Annotated in this window: 14 protein-coding genes and 3 pseudogenes; 8 read left to right on the forward strand and 9 right to left on the reverse strand. The window is 69.5% G+C overall.

What is annotated here, in order from left to right; translation table 11 throughout:
- Window positions 1-175: 175 nt before the first annotated feature.
- Window positions 176-459, reverse strand: a pseudogene (locus E6R62_RS41845) (chaplin).
- 160 nt (window positions 460-619) lie between these two features.
- Window positions 620-782: pseudogene (locus E6R62_RS41195) on the reverse strand (IS481 family transposase); the annotation flags it as partial.
- Between the two features lie 672 nt (window positions 783-1,454).
- On the opposite strand from E6R62_RS41195, the gene tatA reads away from it, so the two are divergent.
- Together tatA and E6R62_RS26465 are read left to right on the forward strand one after the other, a co-directional pair.
- Window positions 1,455-1,763 carry a Sec-independent protein translocase subunit TatA gene (gene tatA / locus E6R62_RS26460; protein WP_136216002.1) on the forward strand — a complete coding sequence of 103 codons (309 nt, stop codon included), beginning with the start codon at window positions 1,455-1,457 and terminating at the stop codon, window positions 1,761-1,763.
- Between the two features lie 294 nt (window positions 1,764-2,057).
- A complete protein-coding gene (locus tag E6R62_RS26465) occupies window positions 2,058-2,903 on the forward strand; it encodes a phenylalanine 4-monooxygenase (protein WP_240801917.1) in 846 nt (281 codons plus the stop codon).
- A gap of 242 nt (window positions 2,904-3,145) precedes the next feature.
- Here the strand turns inward: E6R62_RS26465 and E6R62_RS26470 are convergent, their stop codons facing one another.
- The 7 genes from E6R62_RS26470 to E6R62_RS26500 all read right to left on the reverse strand — a co-directional run bounded on the left by E6R62_RS26470 (window position 3,146) and on the right by E6R62_RS26500 (window position 13,015).
- Window positions 3,146-4,438: a hypothetical protein gene (locus E6R62_RS26470; RefSeq protein WP_136216004.1), complete on the reverse strand. Its 1,293-nt coding sequence runs from the start codon at window positions 4,436-4,438 to the stop codon at window positions 3,146-3,148.
- 53 nt (window positions 4,439-4,491) lie between these two features.
- Complete coding sequence (locus tag E6R62_RS26475) at window positions 4,492-5,712, reverse strand: MFS transporter (RefSeq protein WP_136216005.1); 1,221 nt, start codon at window positions 5,710-5,712, stop codon at window positions 4,492-4,494.
- Between the two features lie 79 nt (window positions 5,713-5,791).
- Entirely contained in the window at window positions 5,792-7,057 is a 1,266-nt protein-coding gene (locus E6R62_RS26480) for a radical SAM protein (protein WP_136216006.1), read from the reverse strand.
- The gene (locus tag E6R62_RS26485) at window positions 7,054-8,181 is read right to left on the reverse strand and encodes a Gfo/Idh/MocA family protein (RefSeq protein ID WP_136216007.1); all 1,128 of its coding nucleotides are present in this window, start codon (window positions 8,179-8,181) and stop codon (window positions 7,054-7,056) included. Before E6R62_RS26485 ends, E6R62_RS26480 begins: the two co-directional genes overlap by 4 nt.
- The gene (locus E6R62_RS26490; RefSeq protein ID WP_168714193.1) at window positions 8,178-9,275 is read right to left on the reverse strand and encodes a Gfo/Idh/MocA family oxidoreductase; all 1,098 of its coding nucleotides are present in this window, start codon (window positions 9,273-9,275) and stop codon (window positions 8,178-8,180) included. Before E6R62_RS26490 ends, E6R62_RS26485 begins: the two co-directional genes overlap by 4 nt.
- The gene (locus E6R62_RS26495) at window positions 9,272-10,939 is read right to left on the reverse strand and encodes a hypothetical protein (protein WP_136216008.1); all 1,668 of its coding nucleotides are present in this window, start codon (window positions 10,937-10,939) and stop codon (window positions 9,272-9,274) included. The genes E6R62_RS26490 and E6R62_RS26495 overlap by 4 nt, the downstream gene beginning before the upstream one ends.
- Before the next feature lie 1,110 nt (window positions 10,940-12,049).
- Complete coding sequence (locus tag E6R62_RS26500) at window positions 12,050-13,015, reverse strand: AraC family transcriptional regulator (protein ID WP_240801907.1); 966 nt, start codon at window positions 13,013-13,015, stop codon at window positions 12,050-12,052.
- A 494-nt stretch (window positions 13,016-13,509) separates the two neighbouring features.
- Here E6R62_RS26500 and E6R62_RS26505 point away from each other — a divergent pair, with 494 nt between their 5' ends.
- From E6R62_RS26505 to E6R62_RS26530, 6 genes and pseudogenes are all read left to right on the forward strand, one after another.
- On the forward strand, window positions 13,510-13,902 hold the full coding sequence (locus E6R62_RS26505) for a nuclear transport factor 2 family protein (protein ID WP_240801918.1): 393 nt from the start codon (window positions 13,510-13,512) through the stop codon (window positions 13,900-13,902).
- 716 nt (window positions 13,903-14,618) lie between these two features.
- A pseudogene (locus tag E6R62_RS26510) lies at window positions 14,619-15,377 on the forward strand (alpha/beta fold hydrolase); the annotation flags it as partial.
- A gap of 518 nt (window positions 15,378-15,895) precedes the next feature.
- Window positions 15,896-16,489, forward strand: a complete 594-nt coding sequence (locus tag E6R62_RS26515; RefSeq protein ID WP_206308852.1) for a prolyl oligopeptidase family serine peptidase — start codon at window positions 15,896-15,898, stop codon at window positions 16,487-16,489.
- The gene (locus E6R62_RS26520; RefSeq protein WP_136216010.1) at window positions 16,486-17,337 is read left to right on the forward strand and encodes an alpha/beta fold hydrolase; all 852 of its coding nucleotides are present in this window, start codon (window positions 16,486-16,488) and stop codon (window positions 17,335-17,337) included. The genes E6R62_RS26515 and E6R62_RS26520 overlap by 4 nt, the downstream gene beginning before the upstream one ends.
- Before the next feature lie 473 nt (window positions 17,338-17,810).
- Entirely contained in the window at window positions 17,811-18,041 is a 231-nt protein-coding gene (locus E6R62_RS26525; RefSeq protein ID WP_136216011.1) for a Tn3 family transposase, read from the forward strand.
- 186 nt (window positions 18,042-18,227) lie between these two features.
- Window positions 18,228-20,066, forward strand: coding sequence for a glycoside hydrolase family 15 protein (locus tag E6R62_RS26530; RefSeq protein WP_136216012.1), 1,839 nt, complete (start codon window positions 18,228-18,230; stop codon window positions 20,064-20,066).
- The last annotated feature ends 20 nt before the right edge of the window (window positions 20,067-20,086 follow it).

Genomic DNA, 20,086 nt, shown 5'->3' on the forward strand with positions numbered 1-20,086 from the left:
GTTGCGGGGGAGTGCCCCACTTCTGGGGGCGGAAGGTACGCCGTGGGGTGGCGATCCGGCCTCCTTTGGAGGTGGGGGAGGCCGGATCGCTCAGGGGGTGTGCTGTGCGGCTGGTCGGGAGGATGGCGTGCTCTGTTGAGTGCGAGACTGTGGCTGCCGGCAGGCCAGCGGCCTGTCAGTACTCGCCGTGCTGGTCCTTGTAGTGGTCCTTGTCGCCGCCGCTCTTGTTGATGCAGACGTTGCCGAAGGCGGGGTTGAGGAGGTCGACGACGTTGACGGTGTTGCCGCAGATGTTGACGGGGATGTGGATGGGCACTTGGACGACGTTGCCGGACAGGACGCCGGGGGAGCCGATGGCGGCGCCTTCGGCGGTGGCGTCCGCGGCCGCCAGGCCGGCGCCGCCGGCGAGGATGGCAGCGGCTGAGGCGGTAACCGCGAGGCCTTTGTGATACGCGACATCAAAATCTCCTAGTGAGTGTGGACCTGCCGCAGGGAGCACGGCACACGCGCCTCTTCGCACAGCACGGGCAGGGAGCCGGTTACGGCAGTTGGGCCGGATCGGTGACCCGGGCCACCTCTTCAGTCCTGTCGGCGGGGTCGGCGAAACGGGCGGCCCACCGCTCGCCGATCGCGGTGTGACCTGGAAGCGTTCGACGGTCCGGCGCAGCGGCCGCCCGTCCTCGACCACGCAGCGGGCCATGTATGGCCGTCCGGCCCGTCTGGGGTGGGTTACGGTGTGCCGCGAGGGCCTTTCCGGCCGGTGTAGATGTCGCACTCCACACGAACCCGGAGGGCCCTCACCTCCCCGGCTCAGCCGGAACTTGCATCACTGTCCTCCACATCCCCGGACAGAACATGCGCCGCATCACCGTCACGCTGCCCACAGGCCACACCGCATGGCCTGTTCTGGGGCCCCGGGATCGAGGCGCGTCCCGCGCAGCCGGCACACCAAGACGCCCCCGTGGCCCAGCCGACCGGCCGAAATTCCAGCCCGTCCTCCAGACGGGTGTACGGGAAGCGCTCGGGGCGTGTTCGGGCAGGAACGCTGCAAGGATGGTGTCTGATGGTGCTGCTGCCTTGAACGCCGCGGCCGTCCCGGAACGGCGGGCGCGGCATGCCGTCTCCTGGCCCTTGAAGCCGTCACGTCGCCCAAGAGTCAGGAGACGGCGCTCCCCCGGTAGGGGGTCAACTTGGGCGTCGCTTCTTCGGGCACCGCGGGCCCTGCCGTCCTACCCGCGCTCACGCGCAGCAGTTCCGGTCGCGGTGGGGTCCCGGCGTGGTCGGCGAGGGTGCACTGGTTCAGGATGTGGCGCGGCGTAGCCTGCCGCGGCGTCCAGGAAGGTCAGCGTTCTTTCTCTCTCCGGCACGTAGGCAGGTACCGTCCCCGGCATCTGGCCGCTCAGCAACGCCCCCTCCACTCGAATAGATGGCACCGTCTGGGTGGGGCGGGCGGGATGCTCCGCAGCGGACTGGGACCCTCGCACCCGCTGATCGTGGCGATCGTCATCGTCGCGCTGTTTGGTTCGAAGGAGCTGCCGGAGGCTGCCCGCGGACTCGGCAAGTGCATGCGCATCCTCAAGAGCGAGACCAAGGCCTTGAAGGAAGACGGCGTCACGCAGTCCTCCGCGCCCCCGGCCGAGGACGCGCCCGTCGTGCGGGTGCCCCCGGTCGTCCAGGCGGCACAGGGAGACACCGTGACCGGCCTAGCCGGCAGCAGGGAATCCCACGGCCCGCTGACGCTGTGTGCCGTGGCCCTCGCGTGAAGACATGCCGCGTGAAGTAGCCGGCCGAGGGATCCGCGCAAGTGGCGGAGGTCAGGAATTGCGGGTCGATGGAAATCTTGCCGGACGTGTCTTCCAGGGTGTGCGCGCGCTGGCCGCCACCACCGGCGGCCGCCTTGTTCGAGCGCGGTATTGCGCCGATGCGGGTCTCAGAGCAGGGTCGACGCCGGATCGAGCGCCCGAGTGTGTCGTTTCGTGCCGGTGGAGAAGAATCGGTTCGTGAGTGATATTCAGCTTCGGACACCCGTCGCGGCCGATGGCCGGCTGGGCGCGTCCGTGGAGCACCCCGGGCTCAGCGATCCTCGCTACCTGCGGCGGCGTGGGGCCATCGCCGCGCCGGCCCGCAGTCACCGGGTCGGTGATCCGTCACCGCCGGTGGAATATAGCGAGACCGAGGAGCAGACCTGGCGCATCGTCCACCAGGCGCTGTGGACCGCCCAACGCGAGCACGCGTGCCGTGGTGTCCTCGACGCCAGAGAGCAGGCCGCTATCCCCGCGGACCACATCCCACAGCATGCCGAAGTCGCTTCACGCCTGCGGCGGTTGACGGGCTTCGACTTCACCCTCGCGGGCGGCGTGGTCGAGAACAAGCGGTTCCTGGGGTCGATGGCCGAGGGCTACTTCCATGCCGTGCAGTTCGTCCGCCACTCGGCCATGCCGCTGTTCACACCCGAGCCCGACGTCATCCATGACGTCTTCGGTCACGGGATCCACCTGGCCTCGCCGGCCTTCGCCGACATCTACCGCCTCATCGGGCAGGCAGCGATGCGGGTCGAGGACGAGGACGTCCTCCAGATGATCAGCGACGTGTACTGGTTCACCCTGGAGTACGGGGTCCTGGACGAAGGTGGGGAACCCAAAGCGTACGGAGCGGCCCTGCTCTCCTCCTACGGGGAGATCCGCCGGCTGCGGCGCTCCCGGATCCGTCCGCTGAGCATCCGAGCCATGCTCGCCACCAAGTACGACATCTGCGGCTACCAGCCGGTGCTCTTCAGCGCCCGCTGCCTGGACGAGATCACCGACACTCTGGGCGGCTTCCTGGAGCAGCTCGATGACGAAAGCGCGCCGCGCTTCGGACGTACCCCAAGCGCCTCAGCGCGGTGCGGGGCTGAGGAACAATAGACGGTCAGATGTGAGAGTGCGGCGACACGTGGGACGTGGTCGAGGCGGGGCGTGGATGCGCCGGCGCACGTCGAGCGGATCGAGGGAGAGGGCAATCGGCATCCCGGCCGGGCAGGCGGAGATGGCCGCGACCTGGCTGCCGGTCACCAGGCCGGTCGCGCCCGCCGTGTGGCGGGCAGCCGGGGATGCCGGATGCCGCGTCGACGGCGTCGAGCTGCATCGGCCCTGTGGTGGCTTGCCTCTCACCAGAACTGCCGGAGATTGAAGCTCCGCAGGGAGACGTGGCTCGCGGGCTCGGTCGAGCTCCTGGCGTACAGGAGCGGCATCGCTGTTCGGGCGGAGCCGTACGCGGCGCTCCAGGCCAGCCACTGGTACGCATCCCACCCCCGTTCCATGCCGATCCCCACGCCGTCCTTCTCCAGCGTGGTCAGGGCCAGGCGGTAGTGGAAGGCGACGTCGTAACGGGCCCGGACGTCGAGCGATTGCCGTTGGTGCCGGTCGAACCAGTGGAGTGCCGACACACCTCGCTCACTGGGGGTCTCGGAGTCCTTGTGCAGCCTGAGCAGACGGTCGATGTCCAGCGGCGGGTTCCGCATGAACCGCGCCATCTTCCCCTTCGCCTCCTTGACGGCCGAGTCCAGCGTCTGCCCGCCTCTCCATCGCGGATCGGTGGGCGCACTGGTCCAGCCCGGTCCGAACACCTCCTCCATGTCCCGCTCCACCACCTCGCTGAACGGATCGAGCGGGGTGAACCGGAAACGCGTCGCCGAGGCGGCGTTGTGCCGCGCCAGCACCGCTCGTATGTCGTCCGCGTGCTGGTCGAGGGTGCGGAGGAAGAGTTCCAACTTTCCTTCGAGCGCGTAGTGCAGGAAGACGAGGGAGTTGACCGTGCCGGCGGCCCGGTCGGTCGCAGTCTGCTGAGAGACGCTGACCGTGCGCTGCCTCGCCCGCGAGTTGTCCAGCAGCGAGGCCACGAACGCGACCATGCGGTTCGCGCCCGTCGAGCTGACGTGTTCCGGAAGAACCGGATTGCTCACGCCGGCCCGGTGCGCGCACAGTCCGATCTCCACGTCGAGGGCCGGCCGCTCCTCCAGCAGCACCGACAGGAAACGCGCGCCTTCCAGATAGCGGTTCGCCTCCGGGTTGAACCTTTCGCCCTGCCGGCTGAAGCGGAAGCCGGCGATCATGGCGGGGACCAGCGCCAGCATGCGTGACACGGTGAGAGCGCTTCGATCGGGCTTCGGCAGCCGGTCCAGTAGCTCCCGCGCCTTGATGATCTCCTCCCGTAAGGCGATCTGTCCGCTGGAGGCGTAGATCATCGCGGCGATCGCCGCCTCCCACCGGCGCGGCCGCTTCAGTGCCAGGGGATGGATGCTCACCATCTCGTCCGCGGACGGGAATTGCGGTTCGACGGCTTCGATCTCGCCGCGGACACCGCACAATTCCGCGATCTCCCGCACGTCGATGCTCGAACCGTTGTAACGGCTGAGCGCCTGCGACCTCGAGAAGTCCCAAAAGGTAATCTCATCAGCCATCCCTGTGCATCCTTCTGCTCGTCGATCGTGCTGCTCGTCGGTCGTCTCGGCCGTCAGCCGTCGCGCCGTCCGCGCAGAATGAGGAAGTACCCCGCGGACGCCAGCGCGCCCAGTGTCGCGCTCGCGCACCACAGGGTGGTCGGGCCCACGGTGTCCAGTGCGTATCCCGAGACCGCCGGCGCGACGCACGCCGCCGCGGACCAGGCGAAGCTGTACATCCCCTGGTAGCGCCCGTGCGCGTGGCCGGGCACGAGGTCGGCCACGGCGGCCATGGCGGTCGGGGCCATGAGGATCTCGCCGACCGTCCACACCACGACGGTGAGGGCGTACGTCCAGAGGGAGGCCGCCAAGGCCGTCATCCCCAGCCCCCCGCCCAGCAGTAGGCTCCCGACGGCCAGCGGCGCCGCCGGACCGTGTCGGGCGAGGATCCGACCTGCGGGGAGTTGCAGCGCGACTACGAGAAGGCTGTTGAGACTGATGACCAGGCCGTAGTCGCGTGCGCTGAGACCCGCTCGTGTCATGGTGAGCGGCAGCGCGGTACTGACCTCCTGCATCAGCAGCCCGACCAGGAAGGTCACGGCCACGAAGGCCACGAAGCGTCGTGCTCGTGACAGTTCCCCCGGTTCCCCCGCTTGCGTCCCCGGGTTGGCGTCGTCTCCATGCCGGGCCGGATCGGGACGCGTCTCGGGCACCGCGAGGTACAGGGTCAGCGCGCATACCACGGTCACGGCCGCCTCACCGAGGAACAGCAGGGTGTATCCGCGCTGCGCCAGCACTCCGGCGAGCGCGGCGGAGACCGCCACGCCGATGTTGACGGCCCAGTGGACGAGGGAGAAGGCCCTGACGCGTGCCGTCGCGGTGACCATGTCGGCCACCACGGCTTGGACGACCGGCCGGGCGGCGTTGCCCGCCAGGCCGACCAGGCACGCGGTGACCGCGAGCGCGGCCTCCCCCTGGGTGAAGGCGAGCACCCCCGCGCCGACGGCGCTAAGGAGCTGAGCACCCAACAGCGTTTTCCGCCGGCCAAACCAGTCGGCGAACAGGCCGCCCACGACCGAGCCGACGGCGCCGCCGACGCCGTACAGGGTGGTGACGAGCCCCGCGAAGGACGCCGAGTAGCCCCGGTCGAGCGTCACGTACAGCGACAGGAACACGACGACGAAGCCGCCGAGCCGGTTGACGAGCGTGGCGGTCCACAGCCACCAGAACGCGCGCGGTAGCACCGGGCCGGCGGCAGTCGCCTCGCGTGCCGCGCTTTGGGCCTCCGCAGTCACGGTACGACGGACTCTTGCCGTTGGGCCCCGGGCCGGGTGGGTCGTACCGGCGTGGCGGCGGCTACGAAGTGGCCAGTGCTCATACGGCGGCCATCGCGTTGCCGATGTAGTTCGGCAGCTTGACGAGCCGCTGCCACAGATCGTCAAGGCTGACCGGATAGCGCTCCCGGTAGCGCCGCGTCACCGCTTCCACCTCGACCCATGTCGCGGGCTTGGTACCGCCGTTGTAGTCGGCCGCCAGTTCGTCGTAGAGCGGGGTTCCAGGGCGCAAGAAGAGCTGGTTGAGCCCGAAGTATCCCGGCAGTGAGGCGGCCCAGTCGACTACTTCGCCGCTCAGGCAGGCCGGGTCACCGGGCAGGCCCAGCAGGATGAAGGCGAACGGCGTGATCCCCGCTGTCGAGAGCCGGCGGATCGCGGCGTCGATCTTCTCCGCCGGGACACGTTTGCCGACGCCGGTCTGCGCGACGGCCGGCGACTCGGCGCCCAGCCACATCCCGTTGCATCCCGCGGCGGCCCACAGGTCCACGTCCTGGCGCAGGACCACCTCCGCTCGGCTCTGCCCGCTCCAGCCCAGACCGCCTCCGACGAGTCCGGTGCACAGCTCCTTGTAGAAGGTCGGGTGCAGACCGAAGACGTAGTCGAGGAAGAACAGCGAGTCAACGCCGCGTTCGCGCATCTCCGCGATCTCCGCGAGCGTGCGCTCCACGGGCTCCGGGCGCATCCGCGTGCCGAACGGCAGATGGCAGAACGTGCATCCGTAGGTGCAGCCGCGCACGCCCAGCACCATGCCGCACGGCCCGCGCCTGACCCGTCCGCCGGTGAACGTCTCGGCCGTGTAGGCAGTCAGGTCCAGCAGGTCGTAGGCGGGCAGGGGCGCGCCGTCGAAGTCCAGCGGCGGATACGTCCCGCTCAGTGGCAGTTCGCCCAGCACCGGCTTGCCGCTCAACAGGTCCCGTACGCCGTGCACCGCCGCCGCGTCCGCCTCGCCGCGCGCCACGTGGTCCACGCCCAGCTCGCGCAGCGTGGCCGTGGGCAGTTGGGTGGCGTGCGGGCCGACGGCGAGGACGGTGGCCTGCGGCCAGGTCAGCCGCACCTGTTCCACGGCGGTGCGCACCGGGCCCAGATCGAGGGGGTAGCACTGGGCGCGGTCCGCGATCGCCGTCACGACGACGGCCACGTCGACCGCGTCGACTCGGGGCGCCTCGTCGCTCAGGCGGCGGTCCCAGACGACGACGTCCACCCCGTCCCGCCTGAGGAGGGCGGCCGCGTTGGCCACGTCCAGGGGAAGCTGCAGGAAGTCACGCTCGAACTCGTCGTCGGCGACGACGAAACTCACACTGGTCATGCCTGCTCCGGGGTCATGGGGGAGGATGGGGTGGGTGACGTCTCAGCGGCTGGTGCCACCTGCGTGACGGCGCCGGTGCGCGCCGCCTCGTACACCGCGAGCACTGTCAGCAGGGCCCTGCGGCCCTCCTCGCCGTCGACGGCGGGGGCCCGGCCCTCGGTGACCGCGTCGCAGAAGTCGAGGAGTTGGTCGCCGTGCGGCGAGGGGAGCAGGCCGCTGGCGTCCCGCTGCCCGGCGGGAGCGGCAGGACAGCGCTCGGCGGCCTGGTTGCCTGCTCCGTAGGCACCGTAGGCGGAGGTGGTGTCCTGCCGCCCGGCGGCATGGAACCAGGTGAGTTCGTCGTTGTCGATCACGGCGCTTCCCCGGTCGCCGTGGACCGTCAGGCGCGTGGTGCGCCCCGGATACGCCGCGGTCGTTGCCAGCAGGGACGTCAGGGCGCCGCCGGCATGCCGCAGGCTCGCGGTGACGACGTCCTCGACTTCGATGCCGTGGTGACCCTTGAGTGCGGTGTGCGCGGTGACCTCGACGACCGGGCCCATCAGCCACTGGAGGAGGTCGAGGGCGTGCACCCCTTGGTTGAGGAGCGCGCCCCCGCCGTCCAGGGCCCGGCTGCCGCGCCAGCCGCCTGAGTCGTAGTAGGACTGGCCGCGCCACAGGGGGACTTCCACCAGCCCGGACGTCAGCGTTCCGAACTCTTCGGCGTCCAGGGCGGCACGCAGAGTCCGGGAGGCGGGGTCGAAGCGGCGCTGGCTGATGACGGCCAGGGCGCGCCCGGCCTGTCGGGCACCGGTGATCAGCCGGTCCGCCGCTCGGGCGGTCACGTCGATGGGCTTCTCCACGACGACGTGCTTGCCTGCGGCCAGTGCCCGCAGCCCGAGCTCGGCGTGGAGGCCACTGGGGGTGCACACGCTGACGACATCGATATCAGAGCGCTCGATCAGGGTGGCGACGTCCGTCGCCTCGCTGCCGGTCTCCTCGGCCAGCCGGTGTGCGCGCTCGGGTGAGGGCGATGCGACGGCGACGAGTCGCGCCCGTTCGGCGAGCGGTGGGTAGGTGCTGAGCACCCGGGCGTGCAGGCCACCGATCACACCGCAGCCGATGACGCCGAAGCGGAGCCTGCTCATACGGCGCCTCCGCTCAGGCGTCCGGCCGCGGCGGTCGCACGGGCATGCCCGAAGTGGCCCGCCAAGGCGTTGATGCGGTGCACGGGCCGCAGGTCGACCGGGGGCAGGGGCAGGTCTCCGAGCAGCCGGGCGACCGCGGTGCGCAGGGCGTTGTCCATGGGGGAGTCGTTCACCAGCGTCTCCTGGCATCCGTTGGGCAACTGGGCCGTCAGCCGGTGGGTGTTGCCGGGCAGCCGGCTGCCGTCCGGCAGTGCTACGGGGTCCATTTCCGCCGTGAACAAGGCCGGGCCGACCTGGAGTTGGGCGAGCCGTCGGCGGCCGCCGGTGGAGTGGCCGAAGGGTCGGGCCCAGTCGGGGACGTCGGTGTCCTCCGGTGCGTCCCCGACGACCGACGAGTACAGCTCCAGTTCCACGCCGTCCGCCACCACGGCGCGTTCCCGGGCGGCGGTGACGAAGTAGTCCTCGTCGACGATGCCGCGTACGTCCTCGACCGGGCTCTCGACATAGGCACGGTAGGCGTCGGGCGGCAGCAGCCGGCTCGCCACCGCCAGCATGTGCGGCCATTCGTAGCCGAAGACGCCGTGGTCGCGGTCGACGAACCGGCCCGCCTCCATGTCGGGCCGCCGGTCCTTGCTGAAGGCGACGCGCACCGCCGTCACCGGATGGTCCGGCATGTGATGGCGCCGGAGGTCGTCCAGCAGGCGCAGCGCGTGGGCGTGCCGGTACTGGTTCATCACGACCACGCGCGCCCCGGGATGCCGCTCCAGCAGATCCAGGAGACGGGGCACGTCCTGTGCCCGGCAGGCCGGCTTCTCCATGATGACGCGGGCTCGCGGGTCACGGTTCAGGACCTGCGCCAGGACGTCGACGTGTGACTGGGTGGGTGTGCAGAGCGACCACAGGTGCACGGGGCCCGCCATGTCCGCCACGGTAGGGCTGTGCTCGATGGGCCGGTGGCGGTGTACGCCGACGGGCATGCCGGTCAGGTCCGGGTCCACGGTGCACACGCGCAGACCGGCGGCTTCCAGCAGACGGTGGTGCAGTTTGCCGGCCACTCCGTAGCCGACGACGCACACGCGGGGCAGGTCACTCATGCGGCGCCCCCATCGTCCTCGACGGCGGCTTCGGTCGGCTGGGCCGTGTCGGCGAGATACGTGTCGTAGTACGCGTCGAACAGCCCTGCGTTGCGCACCACTTCGTCTACGACATCGAGGTGGATGCCGGGCGCCAGGTCGGCGGCGGCCCGGCACAGGTGCTTGGCGGCGACCAGGGTGGCGGCGCGGTAGGCGTCATAGCCCCGGTTGGGGATGCCCTCGTAGGCGTAGAGGTTCAGGGACCGGCCGTCGCCGAGGAGGACGGCCGAGCGGCGCCCGGGCAAGGTGTAGCGGACGCCCACGCCGGGGACGTCCGACGCCGTCGTGGCGACGCGACGCTCGCTGAGCAGGCTGAAGTCCCGGGTGGCGAATCCGGCCAGGAGCACGCTGTCGGGCAGCAGTGCCAGGTCGGCCTCGGTAAGCGCGTCCTCGCCGGTGGTCCCGATGATCAGGAAGGGGCGGGTGCGCCGCAGTGCCTCATGGGCCGAGCGGCTGGTGTCGAAGCCCTCCTCGGCGGCACGTACGAGGGCGAGTGTGTCGGTGTCCACGACGGTGACGCGGCACCCGGTCGCGCGCAGGGCCCTGGCGACCCGGGCGCCCAGAGTGCCGAAGCCCAGGGACAGCACCCGCCGGCCCACGAACTTCTCCCCCGGCACGATGGCGCGCAGCCGCCGCACGCAGGAATCGGCGATCTCGTTGTAGGCCAGGTGCGTCTTGACCTCGGAGCGCGCCATGTTGAGGACGGGAAGGCGCATGTCGGTCGCCGTCGATATGCGTTTGAGGCCGCTGACGGTCAACTCCAGCGCGGCGTCCGGCCGTTCGGTGACCAGGCGCTCGCGCGTTGAGCCGAGGGCGATGATGCCACCGTCGTCGACCATGAGCACGCGCCGACCGTCGGCGTGTGCCGCCCGGATGAAGGCATCCACGTCGGAGCCCACCTCGCGCGCCCGGCGCACTTCCTCGTCAGTGGCGGTGCCGTTCACGACGGAGTTGTCAAGGGTGGCGCTGCGGTAGCCTCGCGACAGGAACCATCCGTGCACGCGGTCCCGGCGTAATGTTTTGTCGCCCTTGTCCAGGGCGTAGATCCACTGCGGTGAGAATCCGGCGCGTTCGGCCGCCAGCAGGAAGCCGACACTGTTCTCCACGTAGTGGTCGCGGAATATCAGTGCCCAGTCGGCGAGGGCGCTGTCCTCGGTGGCGTACCGGCGCAACAGCGGCATCGCCTCCCACAATTTCGCCACCTCGGTCTCGCTGAAGGCGGCGCCTTCGCTCCGCAGGGCCTCGGCCAGCGCCCGGGCGACCGCGGCCGGCGTCGAATCGTCCGACTGGACGCTTTCCGTGAGCACGGCTGCGCGCCAGCGCGGGGTCGGCGGATCGCTGTGCTCGAGCGCGTACGGCGCGGAGTCCGGCTCGGGCGTGAATTGCACCGTGACGAAGCCGGTGCCGGTGTCCACGGTGTGCGCGTAGCCGCCGTCGTCGAGGGCGACCACCTCATGGCCCGCAGGCTGCGGCTCCGCCGGGTCCGGCCATCGCCTCAGACGCAGGCGCAGCAGGACGTCCGAGGACCAGTGGCCGCTGATCACGGTGTGGAGCCGTGCGGTGGCGCCGACCCGCGGCAGTTCGTCACCGTTCGGGGACGTGCCCATCAGAGCGTTGAACGTCATGTGCACACTCCTTCGTCACCCGCGTCCGGGCACGCGGAATCACGGGTGTCATAATTGGGTAGCGGATATGGCGGCGAAATGAATTTCTCCAGCCGGGTCGCCCGAACGCCGGCTCTGCCGGGCGGAGGAGGGCCCACGGCCCGAAAGTCGCATCTGGACGCGGAGCGCTGACGGATTCCTCGCCCTGAGCCTGGAATTCCCTTCCGGGAGAAGTGGATTCGGATGACGTGGCGGGCGAGGAAGACAGTTGCCCGCACGCCCACCGTTTCGGGACCGGGTGGATCATGCGCCTTGATCCGAACTGCATGATCACGACCTGATGCCATGTGTGTCAACCACGAGTCCGCACCGATTTCGCGTTCGTTTGGAGAAGGCAATTCAGGTATGTCCGGATGTAAGGGTCGGTGCATCCCCGGATTTCACCGCATCGAAGGAACGAGGTGTTCCGTTCCATGGAATGGCCGGTTCTCATGCTCTCTGGCTCGTTCCAGTCCTTCGCGTCCCGTCGCATGGCGAGTTCACCGACGGGGAGACGTCCTTCAGGCCGGTGCTGTCTTCCTCGTTCAGCGTGGCGGGTGTCGGGTGATCCAGCCGGTCACCTGGCGAACCGTCGGAGGCCGGGGCGGGGCGCCGGCTGGAGTCCCAGCGGAGGGTGGCAATGTGGGCGCGGACCATCTGGTAGGTGAGGGGCGCGTGGTCGGCAACGAGTTCGTTGTGGAGCCGGATGGCGCTGGTGCATCCCTCTCCGAATCGCGGCCCCAGGTAGGGCTTGTAGGGGCCAGCATGCTGGGTCGGGGGACGCTTTCACGGATGGTGTCCTGCCGGCGTGCGGCGTTCGCGTATCTGGGCACGGTGTTGAGGCCCCAGCCCAGGTCCCGGGCGATCGCCCGGTGTGAGTGACCTTGAGCAAGAAGGTCGTGGACCAGGGTAGGTGCTGCCTTCGTTCGCGCGGCCCGCCGGCCGACGGGCGCCGAGTCGTCCTGCGGCCGACCGGAAGCCAGTCGGGTGGCCTGCGGCAGCATGCTGTTGGGCGATGGGTTGCGCAGTCTCCAAGCCGGGTGACACAACGACCGAGCACACGCTCCGGTGAGGACAGCGATGCCGTCGACCTCAGAGGCGACGGCCAGGCGCACGGGGCTCCAGTGCTCTGTCTGCACGCACTTGTGCACGGTAGGCGCCGGGGGAACATCCGCGATCGCGTGCGAAGGCGCGGGTGAAAGAGGGCACGGATCGGTAACCCACCTGCGCCGAGATGTCCTCCACGGTCTCTGCGGTGTCGCGGAGGCGGATTGCCGCGAGGTCCATCCGCCATTGGGCGAGGTACCTTGCGGGGCTTCGAGCCATGCTCGACTGGAACCGCCGTGACAGCGTCGCTCGCGACACCGAGGCCGCGGAGGCCAAGCTGTCGACGGTCCACTCGGCCGCAGGATCAGCGTGGATGCGCTCGATCGCCTCGCGAACCAGCGGATCCTCAACCCAGCCGAGCCACGTCCCGCGCTGCTGCGTCGGGTTCAGCGCCGACCACGCCCGCACCAGCTGAATCAGCACTATCTCAACGAGGCTGTCCACGATCGTGGGCGTACCGAGTTGTGGCCGCGAGAGCTCTCGCTCCATCAGATTGACGATGTCCCCCAGGTGCGCGCCACCCACCTCGCCGCCAGGGATGTACACGACACCGGGTACCTCATCGAGCACTTGCGTCCTCGTCGAGTGGTCGCAGTCGTAGAAGATCGTCAGCAACCGGCTCCGGACCGCGCCGTTGCCCAGTCGCAGTGGCCCATGCCCTGGCTCCGGCGAGGAGGCCGAAGCGTGGACCTGGTGCGCCGGGTTGGCCGAACCCAGGGCGTCGCCCAGGCGATGCGACACCCCTGCCGGTAGGAGGACCACGTCACCCGCCGACAGCTCGGACTGCCTGCCATCAACGTGACTCAACCAGACTGGTCCGGCCAGGACGGCGTGCACCGCCATAGCCGGACTGTCGGACAGCTCGATCGACCAGCCACTTCCGGCCGCGATCCAGGGACCGAGGGTGCCGCGGAAGCCCGACAGCCGAAGCACTTCAGAGATGAGGTCCACAGCGCGACGCTAATGCACTCACCGCATGCGACAAGTGGATAAGAACAGCGCTCCGTACGGACATGGTCCGCAGCCGCACAGCCTCATAGCGTGAGAGCCGACATGGCGACCGGGAGAAACGATGAAGGTGCAAGGAAGGACCGCAGGAGTCACCGACGTTGGCGTCGACAACCTCGGACGGTACTTCGCGCAGGAATTGCTCCTGCGAGGAGCCGCCAAGGTGTACGCCACGGCGCGCCGACCGGAACCCATCGACGTATGCGGTGTTGAGGTGTTGTGTCTCCATCCGACGGACAGTGCCACGATCGCGCGAGCAGCGAGCAGCACCGCCGAGTGTGTCTCTGTGAAGCGAGCGGCTTACAAGGGCGGTAAGGCGACACTCTTTCCCGCTGCCGTAGTCGTCAAGCCCCCGGCGGCCCGCACAAGACAATGACCCATCAGCAGATGAAAGCAGACTTCTCGTGCACCTCATACCGACCACTCCCGCCGCCCCCGTGCTGCCAGCCAGCGTCCGGGGTCTCCGTGACGCCATCAACTCCCACGACGCACAGAGAGTCGGAGACGTCTTCACCCCTGACTACAGAGCGATCATTCCTTTGCACCCATCGCTGAACTTCACGGGCAACGACCTGGTGGTGTGGAATTGGGCGGGCATCTTCGTGCAGATCCCCGATATCCAGGCCGAGGTCCTGCGGACCGCTCTGAACGGTAACGAGGTCTGGTCGGAGTGGAGGCTGACGGGCGCCAGGGCCAACGGCGATGCCGCCGAGCTTGGCGGGCCAGTCATCTGGGTTGAACGTGATGGCCTGATTGCGCACGCCCGCTTCTACCTCGACCCCGTGACGGCGCCGGCCGCGCACCCGGCAGCCGGTCCTTACTCGGCGTGAGCTAGCGCCCACGGGTGCAACTGGCAGCTTGGCGTGCGTGTCACGGACATTCCCCATAGGGGCCAGTTGGGGACCGGACGCTGCGTCTGAACGGCACGTACGCCACTGCGCCCTGCACACCCAGATTCTGGCCGCTCCGGCTCCGCAGTCGCCGGAGTGCGAGATGCGCCCAGTTGCCCTGCTCCGCGGCGCGCCGGTGCGACCGGACGTGAACGTCTTGGCGACAAGCGCCGACCGTCGCCGGAACCTGCGCACCGGCACCCTCCGCGCGGCGCGACAGCGGGCCGGTCCTGATCGGCAGGCACCTTACGTGCCGAGCAGGGCGACGGTGAGGCATCGGTGCAGTCGGCGGAACGGTCGAGCGGCCATCGGCAGTCGTCGGTCAGCGTGAAGTAGGACTCGTTGCCGAGGAAGTACCAAAGCACATCCGCAGCCTCGTCCACCGAGACACCGGGACGCAGTGCGCCCAGCTCTCCGAGCCGGGCCGCGGTGGCCTGCAATCCTCGGCGCAGGCTGTCAGGTGCCGCGCCGACGGTCTCCCGGACGCCGGCGTCCTGGGGGCGGCGGCGGTTGCCTGACGCATGATCGGCGAACAGAGCTCGAACCCGTTTCGAGTGGCGGCGGCCACGGGCAGGCGAAGCAGCGCGCAGGGGTCGATTTGCGCAGCGATCCGATCGTAGATGCCGCCGGCCTCCGCGGCGCGCACCCCGTCCTCGACGAGCTCGTTTATGTTCCGCGAACTCATCCCGTTGCTGGCCGACGACTACCACGTCATCGCCCCGGACCACCTCGGCTTCGGCCACTCCGCCGCTCCCCTCGTAGGGAAGTTCACCTACACCTTCGACGCCCTCGCCGAACTCACCTCCGGACTGCTCGACCAACTGGGCCTGGACCGCTACACCCTCTACGTCCAGGACTACGGCGCTCCCATCGGATGGCACCTCGCGCTCAGGCACCCCGAACGGATCTCCGCCCTCGTCACCCAGAACGGCAACGGCTACGAGGACGGTTTCGTCGAGTCCTTCTGGACCGACGTCTGGGCCTACGGGGCGAACCCCGGCCCCGACACCGAACCCGCCGTCCGCGCCGCGCTGGGCATCGACGCCATCCGCTGGCAGTACCTGCACGGCGTGCCCGACCCGAGCGTGGTCAGCCCGGACACCTGGGAGCACGACTTCGCCCTCGTCTCTCGCGAGGGCAACGACGAGGTCCAGCTGGCGCTGTTCCGCGACTACCGGAACAACCGCCCGCTCTACCCGCTACTGCACGAGTTCCTGCGCACCCGCGAGGTCCCGGTGCTCGCTGTGTGGGGCCGCAACGACGAAATCTTCGGCCCGGCCGGCGCGCAGGCCTTCGCCCGCGACGCCAAGGACGCCGAGGTGCACCTGATCAACGGCGGTCACTTTCTGCTGGCGAGTCACCTGGACGTCGCCACGGGTTACCTGCGCGGCTTCCTCGGGCGGGTGCTGGGCTGACGTCGCGGCTCAGGCCGCCCGCTGGGGCTCCTGAGGCCGACGCCACACCGCAGGGCTGAGCGCCGGCAGCGGGCACTTCCGACGGGCCGCAGTGCACCAGATCTGCGCGCTCGCACCTTCACGTGGTGTCGGGGCGTCCGGCTGGCCCATGACTTGGGTACGGTCTCACGGGAGCAGTCAGGCGACGCCGTCCGTGGACGAATACGGAGGTCAGCGGTGAGGAGTCAGCACGAACCGACGGGGTCACTCCGCGCAAACGTCGGCGCGGCCCGGGCTGCGCCGATCCACATGATCGTGCTCCCCGGCGGCGGGTACGCCGCGCACTCGGCACACGAAGCGGAGCGGATCGCAGGCTGGCTCGGCCTGCTGGACATCTCGGCGAGCGTGTTCCGGTACCCGCTCCATGCGCGCCATCCCGAGCCCCTGCTGGCGCTGAGCCGAGATTCGGCGCCGCCGGGAGCAGGGCGCCCGGCTCATCGGTCTGATCGGGTTCTCCGCAGCAGGGCACCTGGCCGGGCATGCCGCGCTCGCACCGACCGGACCCGTGCGAGTCGGTCCAGTTCGCCGTGCTCGGCTACGCCATCAGGATGATGGAGACGGAGACCTACCGGCCCTCGCGGATCATCCTGCTTGGCGAAGACGCCTCACCGGACCTGCGGCGTGAGACATCGCTGGACAAGCTCGTGACCGCCCAATCACCACCGTTCTTCCTGTGGCACACAGCCGAGGACATCTACGTCCCTACGGAGCACACCTACCGCCTCGCCGCCGCCTTGGCCGCGCACGACGTCCCGCACCCAGTCCATGTCTTCGCGCACGGCTCCCACCGTCTCGGGCTTGCCCAAGGGGCCGGCGCGGCGACGGCCTGGACCACGTTCGCGGCCTCCTGGTCGCCGAACAGATCGACGCTCCCGGCAGAGTCATCACGACAGAGTCACCACGAACTCGCACCGCTGACGACCGGGGCAAACGCCATGAGCATGAACCTGGATACGGCCCAAACCATGGTCGAGGGGGTCCCCGCCCGCGCGATGGCGATCGGCGTCCCGATGAACGCCGCCGTCGCCGGCGGCGGACACCAGCTGACGTTCGCCCGAATGGAGAGATCATGACCAGCGCAGCGCTGACCAGGAGTGCCCTGCAGACACGAACCGTCGACGGCCTGGCGATCCGCCACGTGGATACCGGCGAACAGCCGGGGCCGACGCTCCTCATGACGAGCCCGTGGCCGGAGAGCCTCCTCGCGTTCCGCCACATCTGGCCGCGTCTGGCGCCACTCGGTCGGCTGGTGGCCGTCGACCTGCCCGGATTCGGCCACTCGCAGGGGCGCACCGAGCTTTTCACGCCCTCGGCGATGGGCGAGTTCCTGTACGCCCTGATCGGCGAATGGGGCCTGGACACCCCACACGTGCTGGGCCCGGACGTCGGCACCGGCGCGGCGCTGTTCCTGGCTGCCCGCCACCCGGGGTCGGTGACGTCGGTCATTGTCGGAAGCGGCGGGGCGGCGTATCCGCTCGACGTGTCCGGCGCGCTCGCGGACATCATCGCGGCACCGGACCTCGGCTTCCTCCGAGACTTCGACGCCCGGGCGTCGGTCGGTGCGGCGGTTCAAGCGGGGGCGCCCAAGGGCGAGGAGCCCGAAGTGTGGGAGGACTACGTGTCCGCCTACGAGGGCGGACGCTTCGCCGAGTCCGCGCGTTATGTCCGCGCATACCCTGCGGAACTCCCCGTTCTCGGGGACCTGTTGCCGTCGATCATGACGCCGGTGCTGGTGATGAACGCCGAGCACGACGAACTGGTACCGCCGTCCAACGGCGTCTACCTGCACGACCGGCTGCCGCACAGCCGCCTCGTCTCCTTCGACTCCGGCCACTTCCCCTGGGAGCAAGCGGCCGCCGCATACGGCGCGGCCGTCGCCCGGTGGCTCAGCGAAGATCACGCCAGGATGGCGGAAGCGTGAAAGCCCGGCAGCCAAGGGGCTCCGCCTGCACGACGAGCGGGGTTGGGCGGGCCAGGTGAAGTCGGCGGTGTAGGTGAGCCGGTCCGGTGCCGGGGCCCCGGCGGCCCCTTCTGGGGCACGAGCACGACGTTCCCGCGACCTGCGTCATCAGTCATCAGTCATCAAATCCTCCACTGGTATCCCGGCGCGCCCTGCGCGCAGCTGTGCAGCCGTGCAGCGAACATCCGAATGCGGCGAACCTTCATCGCTCCCGTGATGGAAGGTGGTTCTCGGCGCCCCATGCAGAGGCCGACCCGAAGCCGTGGCATCCGACCCGCCTCCGGGGCACGCCAGTGGGAAGGGCAAGTCTGAGGCCCCAGGCGCAGCGCCTAAAGGGTGACCTCGCGGGGGACGCTCAGCCTCCGCGGCGAGAGCGTCACCAGGCGGCGCAGCAGGTGCAGTGCTCACGAACGCGGTGATTTTTCAAGAACGCCTTGGACATCGCCGAGATCGCGCGGCAGCTGCCGGAGGCGGGCGGGCCGATCGAGCCGGAGGATCTGGCCCGCATCTCGCCGTACCTCACCGAGCACATCAACCGGTTCGGTGAGTACTCCACGCACGAGCTCGGCATCCAGCCCGACGCGTACGAACCGAAACTCGACGTCGACTGCACCCCGCTGCGCGAGCAGGACCTCACCGCCGCCGGTCTCGGCCAGGGTGCCTGAACAGGCCGCGGTCCGGTCGGCGTCGTGAGGGCCATGGACGAGACGCGTGAGCTCACGGAGGACGAGGGGCCTGAAGCGAGGCGGCCGGCGAGTCCGGCTCCGTCAGACCCCCGCCTCGAGTAGCGGTCTAGGATGAAAAGCAAGGATTCATCTCCAGGCCCGGGCCGCAGCGGCAGGGAGGCCGGTATGGCGTTCGACGCGACTGGTTTCGTGCAGGCGGACGGCGGCGGTCGTTACGTCCCGATCTCCGATCACGGCCTGATCGGCGATCTTCGTACGGTCGCCCTGGTCGGCACGAACGGCACGATCGACTGGTACTGCTGCCCGCGTTTCGATGCGCCCAGCGTCTTCGGGTCCATCCTCGATGCCGACCGGGGCGGGTCGTTCGAGCTCGCTGCCGAGGTCCCGACCCGCACCAGGCAGTTCTATTTTCCCGACACGAACGTGCTGATCACGCGGTTCTTCGCCGCGGACGGGGTGGCGGAGATCCAGGACTTCATGCCCGTGGTCGACGAGTCGCGCGAGGCGGCCCGGCACCGGCTGATCCGGCGGGTGATCTGTGTCCGCGGAACCCTCCCGTTCAGGGCGCGGATCGCCCCCCGCTTCGGCTACGGCGTCGAAGCGCACACCACGCACCTCGAAGGCCACACGGCGGTGTTTCGCTCCCCCTCACTGACGCTCGCGCTGACCGCCACCGCACCCCTGGAAAGCGACGGCCTGGACGTGTGGTCGCACTTCAAGCTTCTTGAGGGCGAGTCCAACGTGTTCGCCCTCGATCAGATCGGCGACGACGTCCCGCCCCGCTCGTGCCCGCGCGCCGAGGCGCAGGAGCAGGCCGAGGCAACCGTACGGTTTTGGCGCCACTGGCTGGCCGGCTCGCGCTACCACGGGCGGTGGCGGGAGATGGTGCACCGCTCCGCGCTGGTGCTGAAGCTGCTCACCTACGCGCCGACCGGTGCGATCGTCGCCGCACCGACCACCAGCCTGCCCGAGCAGATCGGCGGCGAGCGCAACTGGGACTACCGCTACGTGTGGGTCCGCGACGCCGCTTTCTGCGTCTACGCGATGCTGCGCCTGGGGTTCACCTCGGAGGCCGAGGCCTTCATGGGGTTCATCTCCGAGCGGGGCATCCTGCGGGGCACGGGCGAGAGCGGTCCGTTGCAGATCATGTACGGCATCGACGGGCGCACCGAGCTGCCCGAGTATGAGCTTCCGCACCTGGAGGGATACCTCGGCTCCGCACCGGTCCGGGTGGGCAACGCCGCCACCGGTCAGCTCCAGCTGGACATCTACGGTGCGCTGATCGACTCGATCTACCTCTACGACAAGTGGGGGCAGCCGATCAGCAGTGACCGCTGGGACGAGGTCGGTGCCGTGGTGGACTGGCTGTGCGAGCACTGGGACCAGCCCGACGAGGGGGTGTGGGAGACCAGGGCGGGCCGGCGGAATTTCGTGTACTCGCGGCTGATGTGCTGGGTGGCGCTGGAGCGCGCGATGCGCATGGCGAACCGCCGCGGTCTGCCGGCCGACCTGCCCCGTTGGCGGGAGTCCCGGGACGCGATCTACCGGCAGATCATGCGGCGCGGCTGGTCGGCCGAGCGAGGGGCGTTCGTCCAGGGGCTGGACGACCACGTGCTGGATGCCTCGCTGCTGATGATGCCGATGGCGAAGTTCGTCTCGCCCACCGACCCCAAGTGGCTCTCCACCCTGGACGCGCTCACCGCGGACCTGGTCTCCGACTCGCTGGTATACCGCTACGACCCGACCGCCAGCCCGGACGGCCTGCACGGCCCCGAGGGCACCTTCTCGATCTGCTCCTTCTGGTACGTGGAGGCGCTGGCCCGCGCAGGCCGGCAGGAGGAAGCCAGGCTCGCCTTCGAGAAGATGCTCACCTACGCCAACCACCTAGGCCTGTTCGCAGAGGAGATCGGCCCGACCGGAGAACAGCTGGGCAACTTCCCCCAAGCCTTCACCCACCTCTCGCTGATCAGCGCCGCCTTCAACCTCGACCGCGCGCTCGGCTGACGCTGTATCACCACCGAGAC

It is taken from the genome of Streptomyces sp. A1136 (assembly GCF_004795055.1).
Taxonomy (GTDB): domain Bacteria; phylum Actinomycetota; class Actinomycetes; order Streptomycetales; family Streptomycetaceae; genus Streptomyces.

What these genes read in the sequence shown, in the direction of transcription:
- E6R62_RS26515 (WP_206308852.1), top strand. Translation starts at nt 15,896, where the DNA reads ATGCCGCGCTCGCACCGACCGGACCCGTGCGAGTCGGTCCAGTTCGCC.
- E6R62_RS26485 (WP_136216007.1), bottom strand. Translation starts at nt 8,181, where the DNA reads ATGAGCAGGCTCCGCTTCGGCGTCATCGGCTGCGGTGTGATCGGTGGC.
- tatA (WP_136216002.1), top strand. Translation starts at nt 1,455, where the DNA reads ATGCTCCGCAGCGGACTGGGACCCTCGCACCCGCTGATCGTGGCGATC.
- E6R62_RS26530 (WP_136216012.1), top strand. Translation starts at nt 18,228, where the DNA reads ATGGCGTTCGACGCGACTGGTTTCGTGCAGGCGGACGGCGGCGGTCGT.
- E6R62_RS26520 (WP_136216010.1), top strand. Translation starts at nt 16,486, where the DNA reads ATGACCAGCGCAGCGCTGACCAGGAGTGCCCTGCAGACACGAACCGTC.
- E6R62_RS26495 (WP_136216008.1), bottom strand. Translation starts at nt 10,939, where the DNA reads ATGACGTTCAACGCTCTGATGGGCACGTCCCCGAACGGTGACGAACTG.
- E6R62_RS26480 (WP_136216006.1), bottom strand. Translation starts at nt 7,057, where the DNA reads ATGACCAGTGTGAGTTTCGTCGTCGCCGACGACGAGTTCGAGCGTGAC.
- E6R62_RS26470 (WP_136216004.1), bottom strand. Translation starts at nt 4,438, where the DNA reads ATGGCTGATGAGATTACCTTTTGGGACTTCTCGAGGTCGCAGGCGCTC.
- E6R62_RS26490 (WP_168714193.1), bottom strand. Translation starts at nt 9,275, where the DNA reads ATGAGTGACCTGCCCCGCGTGTGCGTCGTCGGCTACGGAGTGGCCGGC.